Annotated in this window: 12 protein-coding genes; all 12 read right to left on the bottom strand. The window is 61.0% G+C overall.

Annotated features, from left to right (window positions below; all coding sequences use genetic code 11):
* Window positions 1-91: 91 nt before the first annotated feature.
* Window positions 92-5,746 (bottom strand): hypothetical protein, encoded by a 5,655-nt coding sequence (locus P3T24_RS21650; protein ID WP_429437731.1) that lies wholly within the window; start codon window positions 5,744-5,746, stop codon window positions 92-94.
* On the bottom strand, window positions 5,746-8,001 hold the full coding sequence (locus P3T24_RS21645; RefSeq protein ID WP_429437728.1) for a hypothetical protein: 2,256 nt from the start codon (window positions 7,999-8,001) through the stop codon (window positions 5,746-5,748). The genes P3T24_RS21650 and P3T24_RS21645 overlap by 1 nt, the downstream gene beginning before the upstream one ends.
* Before the next feature lie 9 nt (window positions 8,002-8,010).
* On the bottom strand, window positions 8,011-8,562 hold the full coding sequence (locus tag P3T24_RS21640; RefSeq protein ID WP_429437725.1) for a virion core protein, T7 gp14 family: 552 nt from the start codon (window positions 8,560-8,562) through the stop codon (window positions 8,011-8,013).
* A gap of 3 nt (window positions 8,563-8,565) precedes the next feature.
* Entirely contained in the window at window positions 8,566-8,994 is a 429-nt protein-coding gene (locus P3T24_RS21635) for a hypothetical protein (RefSeq protein WP_429437724.1), read from the bottom strand.
* Window positions 8,995-9,453, bottom strand: a complete 459-nt coding sequence (locus P3T24_RS21630; protein ID WP_429437721.1) for a hypothetical protein — start codon at window positions 9,451-9,453, stop codon at window positions 8,995-8,997.
* On the bottom strand, window positions 9,453-12,557 hold the full coding sequence (locus tag P3T24_RS21625; RefSeq protein WP_429437718.1) for a ubiquitin-activating E1 FCCH domain-containing protein: 3,105 nt from the start codon (window positions 12,555-12,557) through the stop codon (window positions 9,453-9,455). The genes P3T24_RS21630 and P3T24_RS21625 overlap by 1 nt, the downstream gene beginning before the upstream one ends.
* On the bottom strand, window positions 12,557-13,321 hold the full coding sequence (locus P3T24_RS21620; protein WP_429437715.1) for a hypothetical protein: 765 nt from the start codon (window positions 13,319-13,321) through the stop codon (window positions 12,557-12,559). Before P3T24_RS21620 ends, P3T24_RS21625 begins: the two co-directional genes overlap by 1 nt.
* Window positions 13,322-13,324: 3 nt before the next feature.
* Window positions 13,325-13,675: a capsid staple protein gene (gene gp10 / locus P3T24_RS21615; protein ID WP_429437712.1), complete on the bottom strand. Its 351-nt coding sequence runs from the start codon at window positions 13,673-13,675 to the stop codon at window positions 13,325-13,327.
* Window positions 13,672-14,028, bottom strand: coding sequence for a hypothetical protein (locus P3T24_RS21610; RefSeq protein WP_429437709.1), 357 nt, complete (start codon window positions 14,026-14,028; stop codon window positions 13,672-13,674). The genes gp10 and P3T24_RS21610 overlap by 4 nt, the downstream gene beginning before the upstream one ends.
* A gap of 9 nt (window positions 14,029-14,037) precedes the next feature.
* A complete protein-coding gene (locus tag P3T24_RS21605) occupies window positions 14,038-14,409 on the bottom strand; it encodes a hypothetical protein (protein WP_429437707.1) in 372 nt (123 codons plus the stop codon).
* Window positions 14,410-14,488: 79 nt separating this feature from the next.
* A complete protein-coding gene (locus tag P3T24_RS21600; protein ID WP_429437704.1) occupies window positions 14,489-14,971 on the bottom strand; it encodes a Bbp16 family capsid cement protein in 483 nt (160 codons plus the stop codon).
* Between the two features lie 9 nt (window positions 14,972-14,980).
* Window positions 14,981-16,027, bottom strand: a complete 1,047-nt coding sequence (locus P3T24_RS21595) for a major capsid protein (protein ID WP_429437702.1) — start codon at window positions 16,025-16,027, stop codon at window positions 14,981-14,983.
* Window positions 16,028-16,088: the final 61 nt, after the last annotated feature.

Below are 16,088 nucleotides of genomic sequence, written 5' to 3'. Positions count from 1 at the left end.
CAAGGCAGCCACCAAAAGGGTTGCCCTGCGGTTGCGCGGCTGACAGCGTGGAATGTGTGTCCGGCTAGCGCAAGAATTACATTAGCATTACTTACTGATTGCCCTGCCCCAGCACGAGGCCTCGGGCAAGATCGATAGGGTTATTCGGTTTCTGCTTACCGCTTTTGACATCTGCCGCATATTGTATAGTAGTCCCAACCTGTCCTGCACCCGGAATCGCCAGGCCTATTGCGTTGCCCAGATCCTTGATCGGTGCCTTGACGGGCTTTCCTTCGGCAGCGTGAATGACATCCTGAGCGGGCTTTGCGATCGCCCCGAGGGCAGACATGTAGGCTGGCATGCCCGCAGAGCTGTAGCCCTGGACCGCTGACCACGCGTCGCGCATCATCGGCACCATGGAGGCGTACTCGCCTCCGATCGCGCCAGCCGCCCATTTGACGAATCCCTCTTTCTTGTCGGGTTTTGCCAACACGCCAGCCCACAAGGCGGGAACAATCATCGCCATCAGGTAGCGCGACAGGACTTCTGGTCGGCTGAATCCGTTCGTGCGCAGCTTGTCGACCATGTCCATGTTCTGGCCGAGCGTGTTGTTCATGAAGCCGTACAGTGTCGTGAACATCTTGATCGCTTCGTTGCGCTCCGCGAGGATCATCGAGCGGCTCGCCTCGATATTGCTGCCATGCGCTTCCCGCACGATCTGGTTAGCGTAGGCGACAGCATCCGCTTCGCTCATCGGCGCGCCCGTGCCGCCGCGGTTCTTAGGGATGCCCTCTGTGATCGCGCGATCGTACGCCGCCCACGCCGTCGGCACAGCGGTCATCATGTCGGACCAAGCCACCATCGAGTGGCCGAAGCGCTCGGCCTTCGCGTGTAAGCTTTCCGGGTGGAACAGCGAACTCGAGGTTTGCCGGTAATCGCGGTCCTGCTGCATCAGCCGCGCGCGGATCTCCGGAAACTTTTCGATTGCTCCCTGCACTTCCGCCGTGTGGTTCAGGCCGATAGCGGCCATGCGCGCGGCGAAGTACTTCTGGCCGCCGCCGCTGAAATAGCCGGTAGACTTCAGCGCCGCGCTACCGCCGTGCTTGAGAACGGTGGAGATGCGAAGCGCGATGCCGTTCGCGACGATCGCGCGCCGCGCCGACGACATGATCGCCACCAGCCGGCTGCTCTTGTCTTCCATGTTCTGAGAATTGGCGAGATTGCCCAGCCAGCGCTGCATGGATTTGTACTGCTCCGGGCCGTTTGACAGCTTAAACTGCTTCGCGAAATCCCGGTTCATCAGGATCTTGTGGACATCGATCAGCGCCTCGCGGTACGCCAGATCGTGCACGGTGTCGTGCAGGCGCTTCTCGAGCGAGTGATAGTCGAGGTTGACGCGGTCGAAGTAGCCTTCAATCCGGCCGTTAAGCGACCCGTTGGTCGTGGTGTCGGCACGGTAGTACCCTTTGCCGAACAGGCCTTCGCCCGGATCGATTGCCGCCGAGTCCTGTTTGCGCGCGCCGAGGCGAGAGCGGATCGGGTCATAGTCGATCGGGGCGTAGCCGCCCTTCATCTCCCCAAACTTCGTCTGGAACGGCCGCGGCTCAACGCGGTCTGGCGAGGTGTTGCCAAGGCGCTTGTTCATCTCCACCATTTCCGGCCAGTGCTTCTCGAAGGCGTCCCACGTGATCTGCGTGGCCTGCCAGTCCTTCTCGGTCATGTTGTCGTGCAGGAACAGCCAGACGTCGCGTGGGTCCCAGTCCATGCCCTTCGTCAGCTTTTCGAAGTTGGACTCATTGCCGACGTTGCGGGCGATGCCAAGCATGTCGCCGCGCGTGAGCCGCCGGTAGACCTTCGGACCAAAGTCCTTGCTGAGATCTGCGTCGAGAAGCCGGTTGTTCGGGACTTCCTCGGTCAGGCGGTCCTGCCACTCGCTGCCGAGTTTTTCTTTGACGGCATTGCCGAAATAGTCTGACAGGCCCTTGAGCATGTCGACCTTCTGGTAGTTGGCACTGAATACGCGATCGAAGATCGTCCGCGTAAACGGTCCAAGGATCTCCTGCGCATCGAACTGATTGGCCTTGAACTGCTGCGGCTTGAGTTCGGCAGCCGTCGCGCGGATGAAGCTCGACACGCGGTCCAGCGCCACCGTCATCGGATTGTCGACGCCGAGGCGCGGGCGCTCGACGATATCCTCGACTTGGAACTGGTCGGGCTTCTCCTTCATCTTGGCCACGAGCTCGTCGACCACCGCCGCCAGATCGCGTTGCTGACCTTCGACCGTCACACTCTTGCGCGCACGGGCGATCGTTTCGAGCGAGTGGATCGTGTCGCGAAAGCCCCTGATCTGCTCGACGGTCATGTCGCGGTACGGCATGCGAACCGCCGGGTTCGTCATGTCCGGATTGACGAGCGGCGAGTAGCCGAGATCCTGCTGCGACCGAATCCAGGTGCTCAGGCTCTTCTGGCCTGCCGTCTTCTGTTCTTCGCCTGGCGGGTTGCGGCGGAAGTCAAAGCGCTCGCGAAGCGCGTCGATCTGATCGAGCACGTCGAGATCCATCTTTTTCCGGATACTCGCCTTGTCGTACTGCTTCTGCTCCGCGACGATCTTGTCGACTTCGGCCTGTGCTTCACGCGCAGCCCGCGCCAGCCGGTTGCTCAGCAATGCCTGACGCTGGGCTTCAACGGCCGCCTTAGGGTCTTTCGGCGCCTTGGCGACGGCTTCACGGTTTGCCTTGGCTTCGGCTACCTCATACTGCCGCGGGTTCAGTTCGCGCACGCGCTTACCGGCGATCATCTGCTCAGCGGTTGCCTGAGCAGCCTTGGCCAGTTCGTTTGCCGGAATATCGGAGTTGCTGAGGATCTTCAGCCCGGTCGCCATGAAACGCGCACGGGCGTGGTTCGCCACCGCCAGATTGGCGGCGTCTTCAATCGCCTGCGGATCGGTCAGCTCGCCATGCTCCTGCAGCATGCGCTCATCGGTCGCCTGCTCGATCGCATCTTTTGGCTTGGGTGCGCTGACCAGATCCCGCACGAGGTCATCGCCGCTCCGGTATCCGAACAGGTCGGCGACGTCGTCCGGATGCATGCCTCCCTTCGCGGTCAGGCCGCGCAGCTTCGTGAGATCGGGCGGATAGGTTTCTTCGGTATACATCCGCTTTAGCGCGTCGCTGTTGAGCTTATACCCTTCTTCGGCATTCACTCGCTCACCAGTTCTCGGATCGGTGCTTTCGCCCGTTTCGAGGAACGTACGCGCCAGATTGACCGGCTGATCCATCACCTCGAGCGCAACCCTCTCTCGCACCTCGTCGCGCAACGCGTCGTGTTGCCGCTGCATGTCTCGGATGATCTTGCCCTTCGCGCGCGACATCCACTGCATGTCCTTGATCGACTTCGCCTGCATTTCGCGGATAGCGTCCTGCGTGGCCTGGTCGCCTTGCCGCGCGTAGGCGGCCTGCTGAGCATCTGAGGCACCAGCGCCCTTGATGTCGAGAGGCAGATAGCCACGAACCTGCTCGGCGCGCTGGATAGCCTCGTCGCTCGCCAGCATGCGATCGAAAACACCTCGCATTTCGTCACTCGGCTCGGCGCCGTGGAAAGCCGTCATGTTCTTGTAAACATTCATCAGCCACGAACGAAAGCGGGAGAATAACGACTGCATCTCGACGGTCGGGGCTTTACCCTCCATCAGGTACGACTCAAAGCCGAGCGCGAATTTCTCGTGCATATCGCGCTGCTGCGCCAGCGTGCGGCCCTGCCAGTCTGCTATGTCCTTGCCTCCAGCCCAGGTCAGAAACGACTGCATGTCATCCTTGATCTGTTGCGGCGCATCGTCGCGAGCCGCCAGATCGCCAAGGGTCGACAGGAAGAAATGGCCGGACTCGTGGAGCGTAGTCGACAGGTCGGCATCCTTGAGGAGCGCCATTGTGTTCGTGTCGGGATTGAAGGCGCCGCGCGCGGGCTGCTCGAGTCCGCCGCCCATATCCTCGCCGACGATCCGCAGCGGATAACGGTCGTACATCTCCGATGGGGAGATCCCCATACGCTCTGACATTGTCCGGTAGAACTCGACGGCCGGCGCGATGCTCGCGCGGCCAAGATTCGGCGAGTAGCGCCCCGTCGCAGTGATCTGGTCGAGAAGCTTGTCGCTGATGTCGCCTACTTCCTTCTGGGTCGTGCCCGCGTCGGTCGTCTCGTCGATCACGCCATTGGCGCGCTCCTGCATCTCGTCTCGGGCATTCTGGTAAAACGCCTGCCCCTCGGAATAGGTCATACCGCCCTCTTCCGTCTTCAGTTCGGGCAAGATGGCTTTGTCGAGGTCCGTTCCGGCGATGTGCGTCGCGTAATCCTCGATCGGGATCTGGACGTCACCGCCAGTCGCGGTGGCTTCGGTGAGACGATCCGGGAGCCCCGGAATGTCGGCAGGGTCAACTGCGGACTGATGAAGCGCATCTGCCAGCGTCTTGCCGTCGACATAGACGTTCGACACAGGGCCGTCTTCGCTGACCTGCTGCACATACTGGCGGAACGCTTCCGGGTCATGTGTGCGCAGCTTTGAAGCCTGGGCAATCTGGCTGATCTGCTGGACGGCCGCACCGCCTCGCTCGGCGGTTTCGGCATCAAGTCCTACCTGGTAGGCGCTTCGCACCGCATCGTGCAGAGGACTGCGCCCCATGGCGCCGGAGAGCATGGCGCCAGATAGGCCAGACAGAATCGTCTGTTCCGGATCGAATCCCTCCTGTTGTGGCATAACGAGATTCATCGCCTGCCGGCTTACTTCTCCCGTTGCGATTCCCGATGCCGCTCCCGTCGCAAGGCGGTAAGCAAGCGACCCCTCCGCGCCGATCGGTACGATACCGCCGAGTGTCGTCGTGGCGTATGACATCTGTGCGGCATGGATGGCCTGCGCCATGTTGCCCGTCTGATCATAAACATCCTTTCCGGTGTTCACTGCCGACGTGAGCGCAGGGAATGCCATCGCTCTCGCACCGTGCGCGACGGTTTGGCCGACGGCCGCGGCAGTGCTCGTGGCCGCCTCGGCACCTTCAGCTGCAGCGCCAGCGCCGCCCGTCAGGCCGATCTGCGCCAGCATGCCGAGCATGTTGCCGACGGTGTCAGCAGCCTTGACGCCGAACGGCGCAGTAGCTGGTTCCGTGAGCGCCTGACGGTTTGCAAGCGCCGGAGCAATCATGTGCTGGTACCACCAGTCCGATGCGCCAGTGCCGGCTGCATCATCGACCAGGCCAAACCCACCACCGATCCCACGGTTGAGCGCCAGCGCCGAGCCTGTGAATGAAGATCCAACGCCCTTCGCCAGGCCCGTCAGCAACTCCTTCGTTGCCGTCATCGCCTGAGATGACTGCGCGGATGTCAAACCCTCGAGTTGCGCCATGCCGTCGAAGTCATCCTGCGCGACGCGAGCGCTGTCTGGATTGTTCGCGACCCAGTCGGCAAGTTTCGGGCTGCCTGACAGGATCTGGGCGTTGTTCTGCGCCTTGGCCTGCGCCTCGTAGCGAGGGATGTCGGTCTCAACAGCAGCCTGCGGTGCGCCGATCTGTTTGGCGATGCCTGCGGCGCGGCCGGCGGCGTCTGCGCTCTGATCGCTATTCGCTGCAGCGACGGATTGGGCTCGCTGCAGCGACAGCACCTGGCCGAGCGGCCGGGCCGACGACAGATCAAATGAATCATCGGCCGCTGACGGAAGTTCGGATTGCGGCACCGCCGGCGCGCCAGCGGGAGTGGCGGAAGCGAGATCGAAGTCGGCCATTACTGGGCCACCTCAAACTGCTTGCCGTCCGGACTCACGTAGGCCTGATTGCCGTGCTTGTCGACGTGAAGCGTCCAGCCCTTGTCGTTTTGCGGTGCCTGAAAATTCTTCTGGTCGGGCGATTCGAATGCCGGCATGGACGTGTGGTTGGGCCACACATTGCCGAACAGGATGCCCGGCGTAGTTTGCGTTCCCGGCACCAGCAGCCCGGCCATCAGCTTGCGCTGCGCCGCGGCGTCCGCCGGCTTGCCATTTTGCTGCTGGTAGTTTTCCATCGAGATCAGGAACGCTCCCTTCAGCTTCGTCAGGTTTGCTGGGTCTTTCGATTCCGTAATGCCCGCATTCGCAGCGATGTCCTGAACGTTGCCCCACGCGCCAGTGAGCGAGATGGCTTTCTGGCTCTGCGCAACACCACCCTTCACGATGTTGGCCTGATCGTCGATGAGAGTCTTCAGGACGTCCGTCGGCAGCTTGCCGCCATAGGAGCCGATGATGTCTTCCTTCACGAACTGGTCCGGGTGCTCCATCTGTTCGCCCTTCAGCTGGGCATAGAGCGGCAGGTTGTTCGTGTTGAGTTTCACCGGCGGCGCGGCCAGCATGTTCGTCACCGCGATCTGGCCTTTCTCGGAAAGCAGGTTGTACGCAGCCTTCGATGCAGGATCGGCCATCAGCGCGGGCATGGACGTCAACTTGCCGGCGTCGATGCTGTTCGAGAGTGTCTCGGCAGCGGCATTCTGGGTAGTGCGCACGCCGTTGATCTGCGAGTTACCCAGGTTCATCACCTCGGCATACATCTTGTCACCATACGCCGGGTCGTTCGGCTGGACCGCATTACCCCACGCGCGCGCAGCTTCGGCACGCTTGCTGAGATCCGCCTCCATGGCGACCGGGTCGAGCCCCGTCACGGCGTTGTTACCTACCTGCCCGGCATTTGCGACTGGCACCGCAAGGTCCCCTGTTACGGCACCCACGGCAGGCTGGTTCGCAGGAGCAAACGGTGAAGATGGAGGGGCCTGCGGTAACGTCGAGTGATCTGCCGCACCGCGCCAGCCAGGCGATTCCACATCGAACATGGCGTCGAGAATCTTCGTGCGCGTTGCCGGGTCCGTCAGATCAACCTTCTGGTCAACTGCTATTCCCGTAGCCTTGGCCACCGTTGCGGCGTATGCCGTCGGGTTGTTGTTTCCGTCGCCCTGCGGCGCCCAGCGGTTCACGATGCCATCGATAGTGTCGATGCCGTGCTTCGTCTGGTACGCGAGCAGGTTACTGTCGGCCGCCTGGATGCCTTGCTGCGGCGTTGCGAACTGCTGGAACTGCCCTGTGTTTGGGTCTTTCAGGTTGCCGAAGTTGTTGTTGCGCACACCCAACGCACCAGCGCTGCTAGCCGGCGGCGTGATGCCAGCAAGGAATGCCGCGGCATTATCGTGCGCCGTGACTATGTCTGCGCCCTTCTTCATCTCGTCGATCAGTGACGCGCGCTGCGTCGGCAGGATCTGCGACATGACATCGGTGTGCTGCGGTTGACCGTTCGCCGTCCAGTCTTCGCCGTTCTGCAGCATGCTGTACGCCGCGACAGGGTCTTTCGTGGCGATCTGCCGGAGGCGGTCGACCCACATCTGGCTCTGGTCCATCACGACCTGATTGGCGACCTGCACCGACGATTGCCCCATCACCGCGCCCTGCTGGGCGCGCTCCTGCGCGACCGATTGCAGCATGCCGCCGAAGGCGATCGGGTCGTTGTATTTGTCGGCCGCGTTCTGCTTGAACGAATAGACCAGATTGTCCGATGCTGTCTGGTTAGCCTTCACCTGCTCCTGGGCAACATAACGGCTCATGCCGTCCTGCTCGTTGTTCAGGAAACGCAAGCTGGTCTCATCGAACATCCGCGCCGCCGCCGGATTTAGCGAATCCCGGTATGCCTGCCGCGCATCCTGAATGGCCTGCGACATCTCGGGCTGCGCATCGACTGCAGCCTGCCCCTGCAGGGTGTAGAACTTCTGCGTGATCGCGCGCACGGCCGGCGCGAGGCCGGTGGCGAAGGTGTTGTTAGCCTGCCCTTCATTGTTGATCGCCTGCTTGGCAATCGCCACCTGATTGACGTCACCGCCAGCCTGCTCCGCCGATTGCCCCAGACCTTGCGCGGCTGCGCCGACCTGAGCCCCGAAGTCGTTCGCGTCGACTGGAATGTTCTGCGACTGCAGCGGCGTGTTGTTGAATACGCTCTGCGAAGACTGAAGGGTCGGAAGGACTGGCATGATTTCCCTTTACGAACTGAAAAGTCCAGTCTGGATATCCGAGCTGTAGCTCTTGGCGAATGTGCCCGCGCCGCTGAGCAACGACGAGAAGCCGCTCACCAGCCCTGCTGATTCAGCCTCTTCTCCTTTCTGTGTCTCGAGCTGGGACTCAGCCGCGTAGTTTTGCCCCTGGTTCGTGTAGTTCCAGGCAGCCCGCGCCGCGTTGCTCGTGATCGTGGCCTCGTTGAGTTGATTGACCTCAGCCACCCCCTCCTGGTCGCGCAGCGAGCTTCCTGAATTCAGGTCGATGCCGCCAGCGCCCATCACCGCGCGGATCATGCCCTGCTGCTGCGCGGCCTGTTCCTGCGCGGCCTGAAGCTGGGTGTTGCCAGTTTCAATTGCAGCATTCGCGTTCATGCTCGCGATGGTTGCGTTATTCGCTGCTACTTGCGCCTGATAGGCTGAAGCGGCCTTCTGGGCCGCTGCGCTCTGCATTGCCCCATACGTCCCTGCGGCGGCGCCAGCTGCTGTAATGGCAAGCCCGACACCAGCAATCTCAGCGGTCGTAAGGCCGAATGACATGGTCTACCCCTTGAGGCGATTGTTTAGTATCTGGATGTTTTCGCTACCGCCCAGCAGTTGCTGGCTCGTGGCTTCAACCAGTTCCTCGACGAGCTTGTCGAGGTCGGTCTCATCGGTAGCGTGGACAGTCGTCCAGTACGTATCGGCATGCGTGTAGCCGGCGCGCTTCGTTCCGGGCTTCGACGACAGGATGAAGTGAGGGTGATCAATCGTCCTCACGCCGTCGTCTGTGGTCACATCAATGTGCCCCGATACGATGCAGAGATGCTCTGTTTTGTGTACCGCTCCCGTCAGGACGACGCCAGCGGAAATGAACATGCACCGCGCGTAAAGACCGGGGGCGAAGTGATGCCACACAGGGCAATCCTTCTGCGGCAACTTCGAGACCTCTGCCTCGAGGCGGTTCACATAGTCGATCATGTCGAGCGACATTCACGCCTCCAGGGTGAAGGGTCTAAACTGGGCGCCAGCAATGCCCCAAGGTTCAGGACTGCCAACTTTTGCACCCAGCCATTGTAACCACCGCACCGACAGTTCGTAACGTGCATCGACCATCCCGGCCAGCTTGGCGTGCACTCCAAGCAACTCCGGCAGGTGGCGACGACAGGCGCGAGCGAACGCAACGGCATTTTCGTCGACCAGAGGCGTCGACAGAAACCACGGATAGGCGACGTCGGACAACAGCACATCAGCCACGACGCCGAACATGCATGCGACATCTCCATCGATAATCCACGACCACGCGGAGACAGACCGATCCATGTCACGCACCAGAAGCTCGACGGGGGTCATCCCTTCAGCATCCATAATTTCCCGCACCTCGGCGGCCCGCACGTGCGGCGCCATCATCAGCGCATGGGTTTTGGTCGCCCGTACGATCTCGCCGCGCATCAGTTGTCTCCGACGACGATCTCGGGAATCAGCGCCAGGATCGTCGATGGAAGCGGGTCAGTTACCTGCACACATACCTGACCAGGTACGTTGTAGCCGGCCGGCAGAAGGACGCGCTGATCGCCCGTAAAGAGCGGAATCGGTTGCCCCATCGGCTGCGTTGTGCGTTCTTTGATCGGAATCAGACTCTTGAAGTTCGGTCCGGCATAGATGCCGCGCGAGTCCTGCAGCCTGACTGTCACCGCGGGAATGGTCTTTCGCTTGCTCTGTATCGTACCGCCCTGCTCCTGGACATCGATATACAGACTCTGAAGCTGGCAGGTGAAAGGCAGGCCGATGGTGATCGCGCTATACGGCCGATCGAGCGTGACAGACCCATTAACCACTGTCTGCTGCGGTGCAACGCTTCCGTCTGCCAGAATTGAAACCGTTTCACCATCGAGATGATCAAGACCGTTGATCACCTGGACGGGCGTCGTGCTGGACCACGATCCCGCGGCCGCAGGCCACATATTTGTCAGCGGAGAGGTGATATTTACGATTATCTGGGATGTCGTGGGGATAGACAGAACGGTGCCGCGGCCACCGTTGATTCGCACGACATCGCCGACCTGCGTCGAGCCGAAGACTGCGGCGCTAGCATTCATGGTCACGGGGCTTGCCAGGATAGCCGCCAGCGCCGCGCCGGAACCGGTGCCGGCTGGGTCAAACACGGTCAGCGTCGGATTGGTCCAGTTCATTCCTCCATCGGAGACAGTCACGGACTCGATTACGCCATCGACGATCACCGGAACCAGAACGGCTCCCTCCCCCGTCTCATCCTGCACGTTGATGACGGTCTGGGCGCTGTAGTTCACGCCGCCGTAGATGGTGTTCACACCGTAGATGACAGGACACACATCCGTCGCCACGGGCGTGAGGGTTGCAGCAGGCTCATTGAGCGGGTATTGCAGGCCGGCGTCAACGCACCACGCCATCTCAGGATTTGCCGGTAGCATGATAGTCGGATCGCCACCCAGCACGCGGCTGGCGAAGCGTTCGATGTACTGGAGATATTGCCCCTGAATGAAGCGCTCCACGATCACATAGACGACATCCTCTGACGTCCCTGTGGCATCCGTTTCCACCACCGAGCAAACGCTCTTGTACAGGCCTGCCGTGTCGTGATGCGCCCACGCCATGACGTCCTGCTCTTTCAGATAGGTGAGGGAAAGCAGGATGCCGTCCTCGCGCACGCACCATACAATCTTGAACGGCTCTTCGGCGTATGCCCACTCCAGCAACTGATGACCGAAAAACAGGTGGTTCGACATCATCGTGATGTCGGTACCGGTGTACAGGTTGACGTAGAAGTTGTAAGCCAGGTCGCGCACGATCGACCCGCGCGCCTGAACGTACAGGATGTCGTAATTGATCGGGATCGGCGGGCAGTGGCTACTGCATCCGTTGTAGGCCTGTGGCAACGCCTGCACGGACGTCGGCGTGATCGCCGCGCCGCTCGTGCCGCCACTCACCGCCCATGCGCCACTCGACGTCAGCACCAGCAGGCTCTGCATCGGAATCATGAACTCGATCGCGTTGACCTGCTGGCTTGCGATCGTGATCTCGATATTGTCGTCGTCCGTCGACGGAATCGAGAAGTCCATATTGAAGAAGTCACCCGACTTTGAAAAGTCCATCTGCTCGGGTGCGTTTTCCATGCCAGCGAACACCTGACGTTCCTGGTAGTAGCACACGCACCCCGGATTCCCAGCGACGGTGAACGGGTCATAAGCCTGCGGCGGGCAGTGTGTAAAGTCCGGCAGGATGTTGTCGTCAACGAATGTATTGACCGCAGCCGGATTCGCCGAACCGATATACCCAAAAAGGGCTCCTTCAGGGACGGCCTGGTTCAGATTTTCCTGGGTTCGGTAGATGTTATAGATCGTCGCACCGGTCACCGAACCCCAACCGACGACAATCTGGGCGCCGACGTTCTGGCCGAGCGCATAGTTCGTCGAGTAGGCCGCCGGCGAAGGCAGGCTCTCCACGCCATTAACCGTTGCGGTCACTACGTATCCGTACTGCGTCGTTGCGTACTGGTTGCCAGTTCCCTGGTTGGAGAATGTGGCTGTCGTTCCGGCGGGGGCCGCACTGGATGGCTGAAAGGTGATTGCAGCGTATGTCCATGCAGCATTGCCCGTGCGCGACAAGGTCGCCGCAGGGTAGCTGGGATGAACAAGCGTCATCACATCGGCAGACTGCGTATATTTAAGAAGCGCCAGATCCGATGGGTAATAAGGGGTGGTGACCGTGTAGACCCGCGCGGCCGTCCCACCAGACACGTAGGCCCCGTAGGCTGTCGTGTTGATAGGGTTTCCGAACATGTCGGTCAGCGTGTACGTGCTCGTCGTCGCGTTTGTCACGATAGCGTAGCGCTGATTCAGCTGCGTCATTCCTACGATGTTCTGCAGGAATATCTGATCGCCGTTGCTGTACCCGTGATTGTGATCAGACACCACTCCAGGATTGGCCTGGGTAATCCCCGATATCGTGGTTGGGTTTTCAAGTACGTAGCCGCCATTCGTCACGAACCTAAGGTAACCTGTGTATGAAGTGGCCACGCCACCCGACTCGTAAACAGCTATCCAGCTACTCCCTATCAGCATGAAATGCGTACTATCGACGACCGTCACGGTATAGATGCCGTCGAACGTCCGCGCGACCGGGCTGCCTACGCCTCCGGTCACCGTCCCGGTTATCTGGACCCTCTGCCCGGTCGTCAGTCCCGCCGTGGAAGCGACCTGAACGACAATCTGGCCAGTTCCCGTGTCTTTAGCCGCGCCCAGAACATTGGCTGAATACGTCAGCGTGCCGCCAAAGCAGAGCACGTATGTCTGCAGCGTATTGAACTGAAAGGGAATCAACCGGTTTGCGTTCGTGCTGTCCTTACACTGCCCGACGAACGACGTACCGGTGCGCGACGAAGCGCCCCCGCGATAGTCCACGAAGTAGTTGCGCAGAAGCGCCGCGCCGACGTGATACTTCGCCAGGTCGACGCGGCCGTACATCGACGGCGCCAGCTCGCCAGCGGCAAAGCTCGGAAGGATGATCGGGTTGCCCATCAGCCGATCAGGGAAAGGGCTTGCGGGCCGAATCCGAACATGCCGCCATCAGGCCATGCCCAGTCCATCTCATACCCGCGCACGCGCATCCAGTCCGGCGTGCTGTTGATGATCGTCAGACCTTCATTGCCGTTCATGCGCTGGGCGTCGTTTGCGTACTGCTGGGCCTCGGCGAGCACCATGCGCTGAGTGTTCTTGTCGCCAGTGAGCGACATGCAGATACGCGCACCGAGGTAGGCAGCGAAGCCCTGCACGAACAGCGGATCCCACATCGATGTGTTCGTGTTGCGGAAGGTATAGATGCCGATCGCCTGCGGTTGATTCGTCAGCAGAACCTCGATCGGGTTGCCGTTGATATCGAGATCGGTAGCGAGCACGAAGCGAACCGGCGGACCCATGAAGGCTGCGCGCGAAAGTGGCGCACCGCTCGTCGCGGCGTAGTCAGCGGTGGCAGCGGCGCCATCGGTTGGCTGGATCAGCGGCACCAGCTGACGCATCAGGACGCAGTCGGTCGGATACGCGTATTCGTGCGTCCACGGTGTCGGCACGGTCCCGCCGCTGTACAGCGCCTGCAGGAGGGTGAGTGGCACCTGCTTGCGGGCGAAATTCCAGTGCGCCGCGCGAAGCATCGCATCCACGGCGTTATCCCAGTGCCTGGCGACGGCATTGGACTCGTTGCTGTTCTCGGTCAGGCTTGCGATGGTCGAGCGCGTACCGATCGCATCAAGCGCCATGTTCGCGATCTGGACCTGGCTGCTAGCCATTCGCTACCCCTGCTTCTTGTAGATTTTCTTGGCGGCGTCCTTGAAGCCACCTTTCACGGCATCTTCGCGCTCTTCCTCTTCTTCGCCCGGCGGTTCCTCGATGGACATCTGCTGGATCTGAACGCCGACACAGCGCGTTTCGCCATATTCATCTTTCGATTCGGCCGTGCTACAAACGCTGCCGTAGACGTAGAACGCGACCATGTCGCCCAGATCAGGCATCGTGTCGATCCCGAGCTTCTCGAGATCTTCCTTGCACAACTGGATGCGAAGGCCGTAGGGATAAGGGTTCGGTGGACAATCGACGTAATCGAAGTCCTTGCTGCGAGCCATGTCGACGATGTTGTCGCTCATGTGAGCCTCGCGTCGTTGCTGCGCGAAGCGCCAGCCGAGATGCGGTAATTCACGGTTCCGCTCGTGTACGCTGAGCAGGTCACGTCGTACAGAACGCCGGGTTCATCTTCCTCAATCACCCGCGTATCCGGCGCCGTCAGCGTCATGGCGTTGCCGTTCATGTCGCGAGCAATGATCCAGGTCGTGCCGCCGTCGTACGACTTTTGCAGGCTCACCGTTCCGGCGAAAGTACCCCACAGGGCGAAATTGAACTTGCCAAGGAACGGAGCATTCGTGCTCGTACCGGTCGCTCCAAAAGTGCCGGACACAACGGTCTGCGCCTGCTCCAGTCCCGAACTTGCGAACTTGCCCATGACGACCCCTTAGGAGTGAGCGCGCGCGGTGTTGGCTTGCGAGATCGCCTGAGCGAGAACGGTGGCAAAGTCGATCATGGTGTTATTCTCGCCGCCGGCCCGGACGTTCGTCATGTCCTCGATCGGATCGATGTACTTGCTGGGATGCTTTTCCTTCATGTAATGCGCCGCGGCATTCACAGGCTCCATGTGATGACCCGGAATGCCCTCGTAGTCGACTTCATGGAGGCGAGGATCCTGTGCCTCCGGGTCATACAGGATGTCGTTGATGTACGCCTTCTCGGTCAGGCGGTACCGCGGAATCCCAGCGGGCCGTTCAACGGGTGCTTCGGCGAGAGCTTCAACGGGTGTTTCGCCCTTGGACTTTTCTGCGGATGCCATTGCAGTTACCTCGACTTGTTAAAAAACGCCGGGCCGAAGCCCGGCGCGAAAGGGCCGCGCCGCTGGCCCCGGAGGAGACTCAGTTGTTGACCACGATGCCCGGCGGGTAGGAGCGGTTGTTGTCAACCGAACCGAGCCACGCCATCACGGCGCCAGCCGTGTTCGCGCCGACATTCACGTAGTTAAGCTGCAGGTACTGCGGAGCCGGACCGCCATCCGGATTGACAATCGGCATGCGAAGCTTGAGGCGCGCGCCGACGGTCAGGTTGGCAATCGGCACCGCGCCGGTCTCGGCATACACGGTCCACGCGGCGTTGTTGGTCGACCCCAGAATCTGGAAGTTGACCGACGTGCCGCCGGTGTAGGCCGTGGTGATGAGCCACTCGACCGTCAGATCTGCCGAGTCGTTCACACCGCCAGCGCCGATGTCGCGCGCGTTCAGGAGGTTGATCGTGTTCGTGCTCGTCGTCGTCGCACCGGAGGCAAACTGGTTCACCCCCGACATGCCGGTCGTCGTGCTGTAAGTGCCCTGGTCGAATACCAGCATTTGATCGATGATCATGGCCGCCCCTTAGATGGTCGATTCGGTGGACAGGATCTGGTCGCAGGTGCGAACCGGAATCCCACGGAAGGTCGTGATCGCCTTGCCCTCCCACTCCTCAAGGCGCAGCAGCACGTTCGTCTTGTTGACCGCCTGGATGTCCAGATACGTGCGGATCGTACGGTTGCAGTAGATCGCGAGGCGACCCATCTGCATCATCGAACCGTCCGGCGCATCTGACTTCTGTTCCGTCGACACACGGACAGGAGCCGTCGGCAGACGGTGGACGCCGCGAATCAGCGCATTGATGAGGTTGGCGGCCGAACCGCCGGAGAGCAGCGTCACGTCGATGTCCGCGATCCGGACGATGTAGCGCCAGTCGCGAACCGTCAGGCCCATATCCCACTTGAAGTGGGTGCGATAGCCGCGGTAGAGATTGCCGTTCGCGTCGGTCAGCGGTACGAGGTCGCCGAGGTCGTAATGCTGCAGGCCGGAAATCTGACCCTTCGGGAAAATCCCGTGGCAGGTATTCGGACCCCAGGTGACGATCCAGATCGACGTGTTGGTCGATGCCGCGCCGCCAGCATTGATCACGTTCACCGCGGTTTGAGCGCTGGCCGTGGTCGACGTGTTGTAGCGCGGCGAGAGACCCATGAAGCGTTCCGGGTTCGTCTGCACGTTCCCGTAGAACAGCGTTCCGGCCATCTGCTGGTTCATGCCTTCCAGGAAGGCCATGTCTTCAGACAGGCGGAATTCGGCGGTGTTGCCGTTCAGGTCGGCAAGCGCCTTATCGATTTCGCTGAAGCACTCCAGCATGCCGCAGTTGTCCGTGACCTGCGCGGTCGTGGACTTCGTCTTGACAACGCCGTAGTTCAGCAGACGCCACGTGGCCGAAGGAAGACCGGTGCGAACCGTGGTCTTGTGGCCGGTGGGCAGATTGCCCTCGACGACGAGCATGTCATCGAGAATTTCGTTGGTCTGCGACAGCAGGTTAATGATCGTGGCAACCTTGCCATCATCATCGATCCGCTTCGCCCAGTCCGCGTACGTGAGCGCGGTACCGCCGAGAAGTGCCATGGTGGACGTTCCTTTAAGTGGTCATAGTCGAATCTCCTTGCTGTTCAGCGCGGTTGACACG

The organism is Paraburkholderia sp. GAS33, assembly GCF_050436645.1.
GTDB lineage: Bacteria > Pseudomonadota > Gammaproteobacteria > Burkholderiales > Burkholderiaceae > Paraburkholderia > Paraburkholderia phenazinium_B.
Note: the sequence above shows the minus strand (reverse complement) of the source record. Positions and strands in the feature narration are given on the sequence as shown.

Excerpts from the sequence above, each read along its gene's own strand:
- P3T24_RS21650 (WP_429437731.1), bottom strand. The coding sequence starts at position 5,746 with ATGGCCGACTTCGATCTCGCTTCCGCCACTCCCGCTGGCGCGCCGGCG.
- P3T24_RS21645 (WP_429437728.1), bottom strand. The coding sequence starts at position 8,001 with ATGCCAGTCCTTCCGACCCTTCAGTCTTCGCAGAGCGTATTCAACAAC.
- P3T24_RS21640 (WP_429437725.1), bottom strand. The coding sequence starts at position 8,562 with ATGTCATTCGGCCTTACGACCGCTGAGATTGCTGGTGTCGGGCTTGCC.
- P3T24_RS21635 (WP_429437724.1), bottom strand. The coding sequence starts at position 8,994 with ATGTCGCTCGACATGATCGACTATGTGAACCGCCTCGAGGCAGAGGTC.
- P3T24_RS21630 (WP_429437721.1), bottom strand. The coding sequence starts at position 9,453 with ATGCGCGGCGAGATCGTACGGGCGACCAAAACCCATGCGCTGATGATG.
- P3T24_RS21625 (WP_429437718.1), bottom strand. The coding sequence starts at position 12,557 with ATGGGCAACCCGATCATCCTTCCGAGCTTTGCCGCTGGCGAGCTGGCG.
- P3T24_RS21620 (WP_429437715.1), bottom strand. The coding sequence starts at position 13,321 with ATGGCTAGCAGCCAGGTCCAGATCGCGAACATGGCGCTTGATGCGATC.
- gp10 (WP_429437712.1), bottom strand. The coding sequence starts at position 13,675 with ATGAGCGACAACATCGTCGACATGGCTCGCAGCAAGGACTTCGATTAC.
- P3T24_RS21610 (WP_429437709.1), bottom strand. The coding sequence starts at position 14,028 with ATGGGCAAGTTCGCAAGTTCGGGACTGGAGCAGGCGCAGACCGTTGTG.
- P3T24_RS21605 (WP_429437707.1), bottom strand. The coding sequence starts at position 14,409 with ATGGCATCCGCAGAAAAGTCCAAGGGCGAAACACCCGTTGAAGCTCTC.
- P3T24_RS21600 (WP_429437704.1), bottom strand. The coding sequence starts at position 14,971 with ATGATCATCGATCAAATGCTGGTATTCGACCAGGGCACTTACAGCACG.
- P3T24_RS21595 (WP_429437702.1), bottom strand. The coding sequence starts at position 16,027 with ATGGCACTTCTCGGCGGTACCGCGCTCACGTACGCGGACTGGGCGAAG.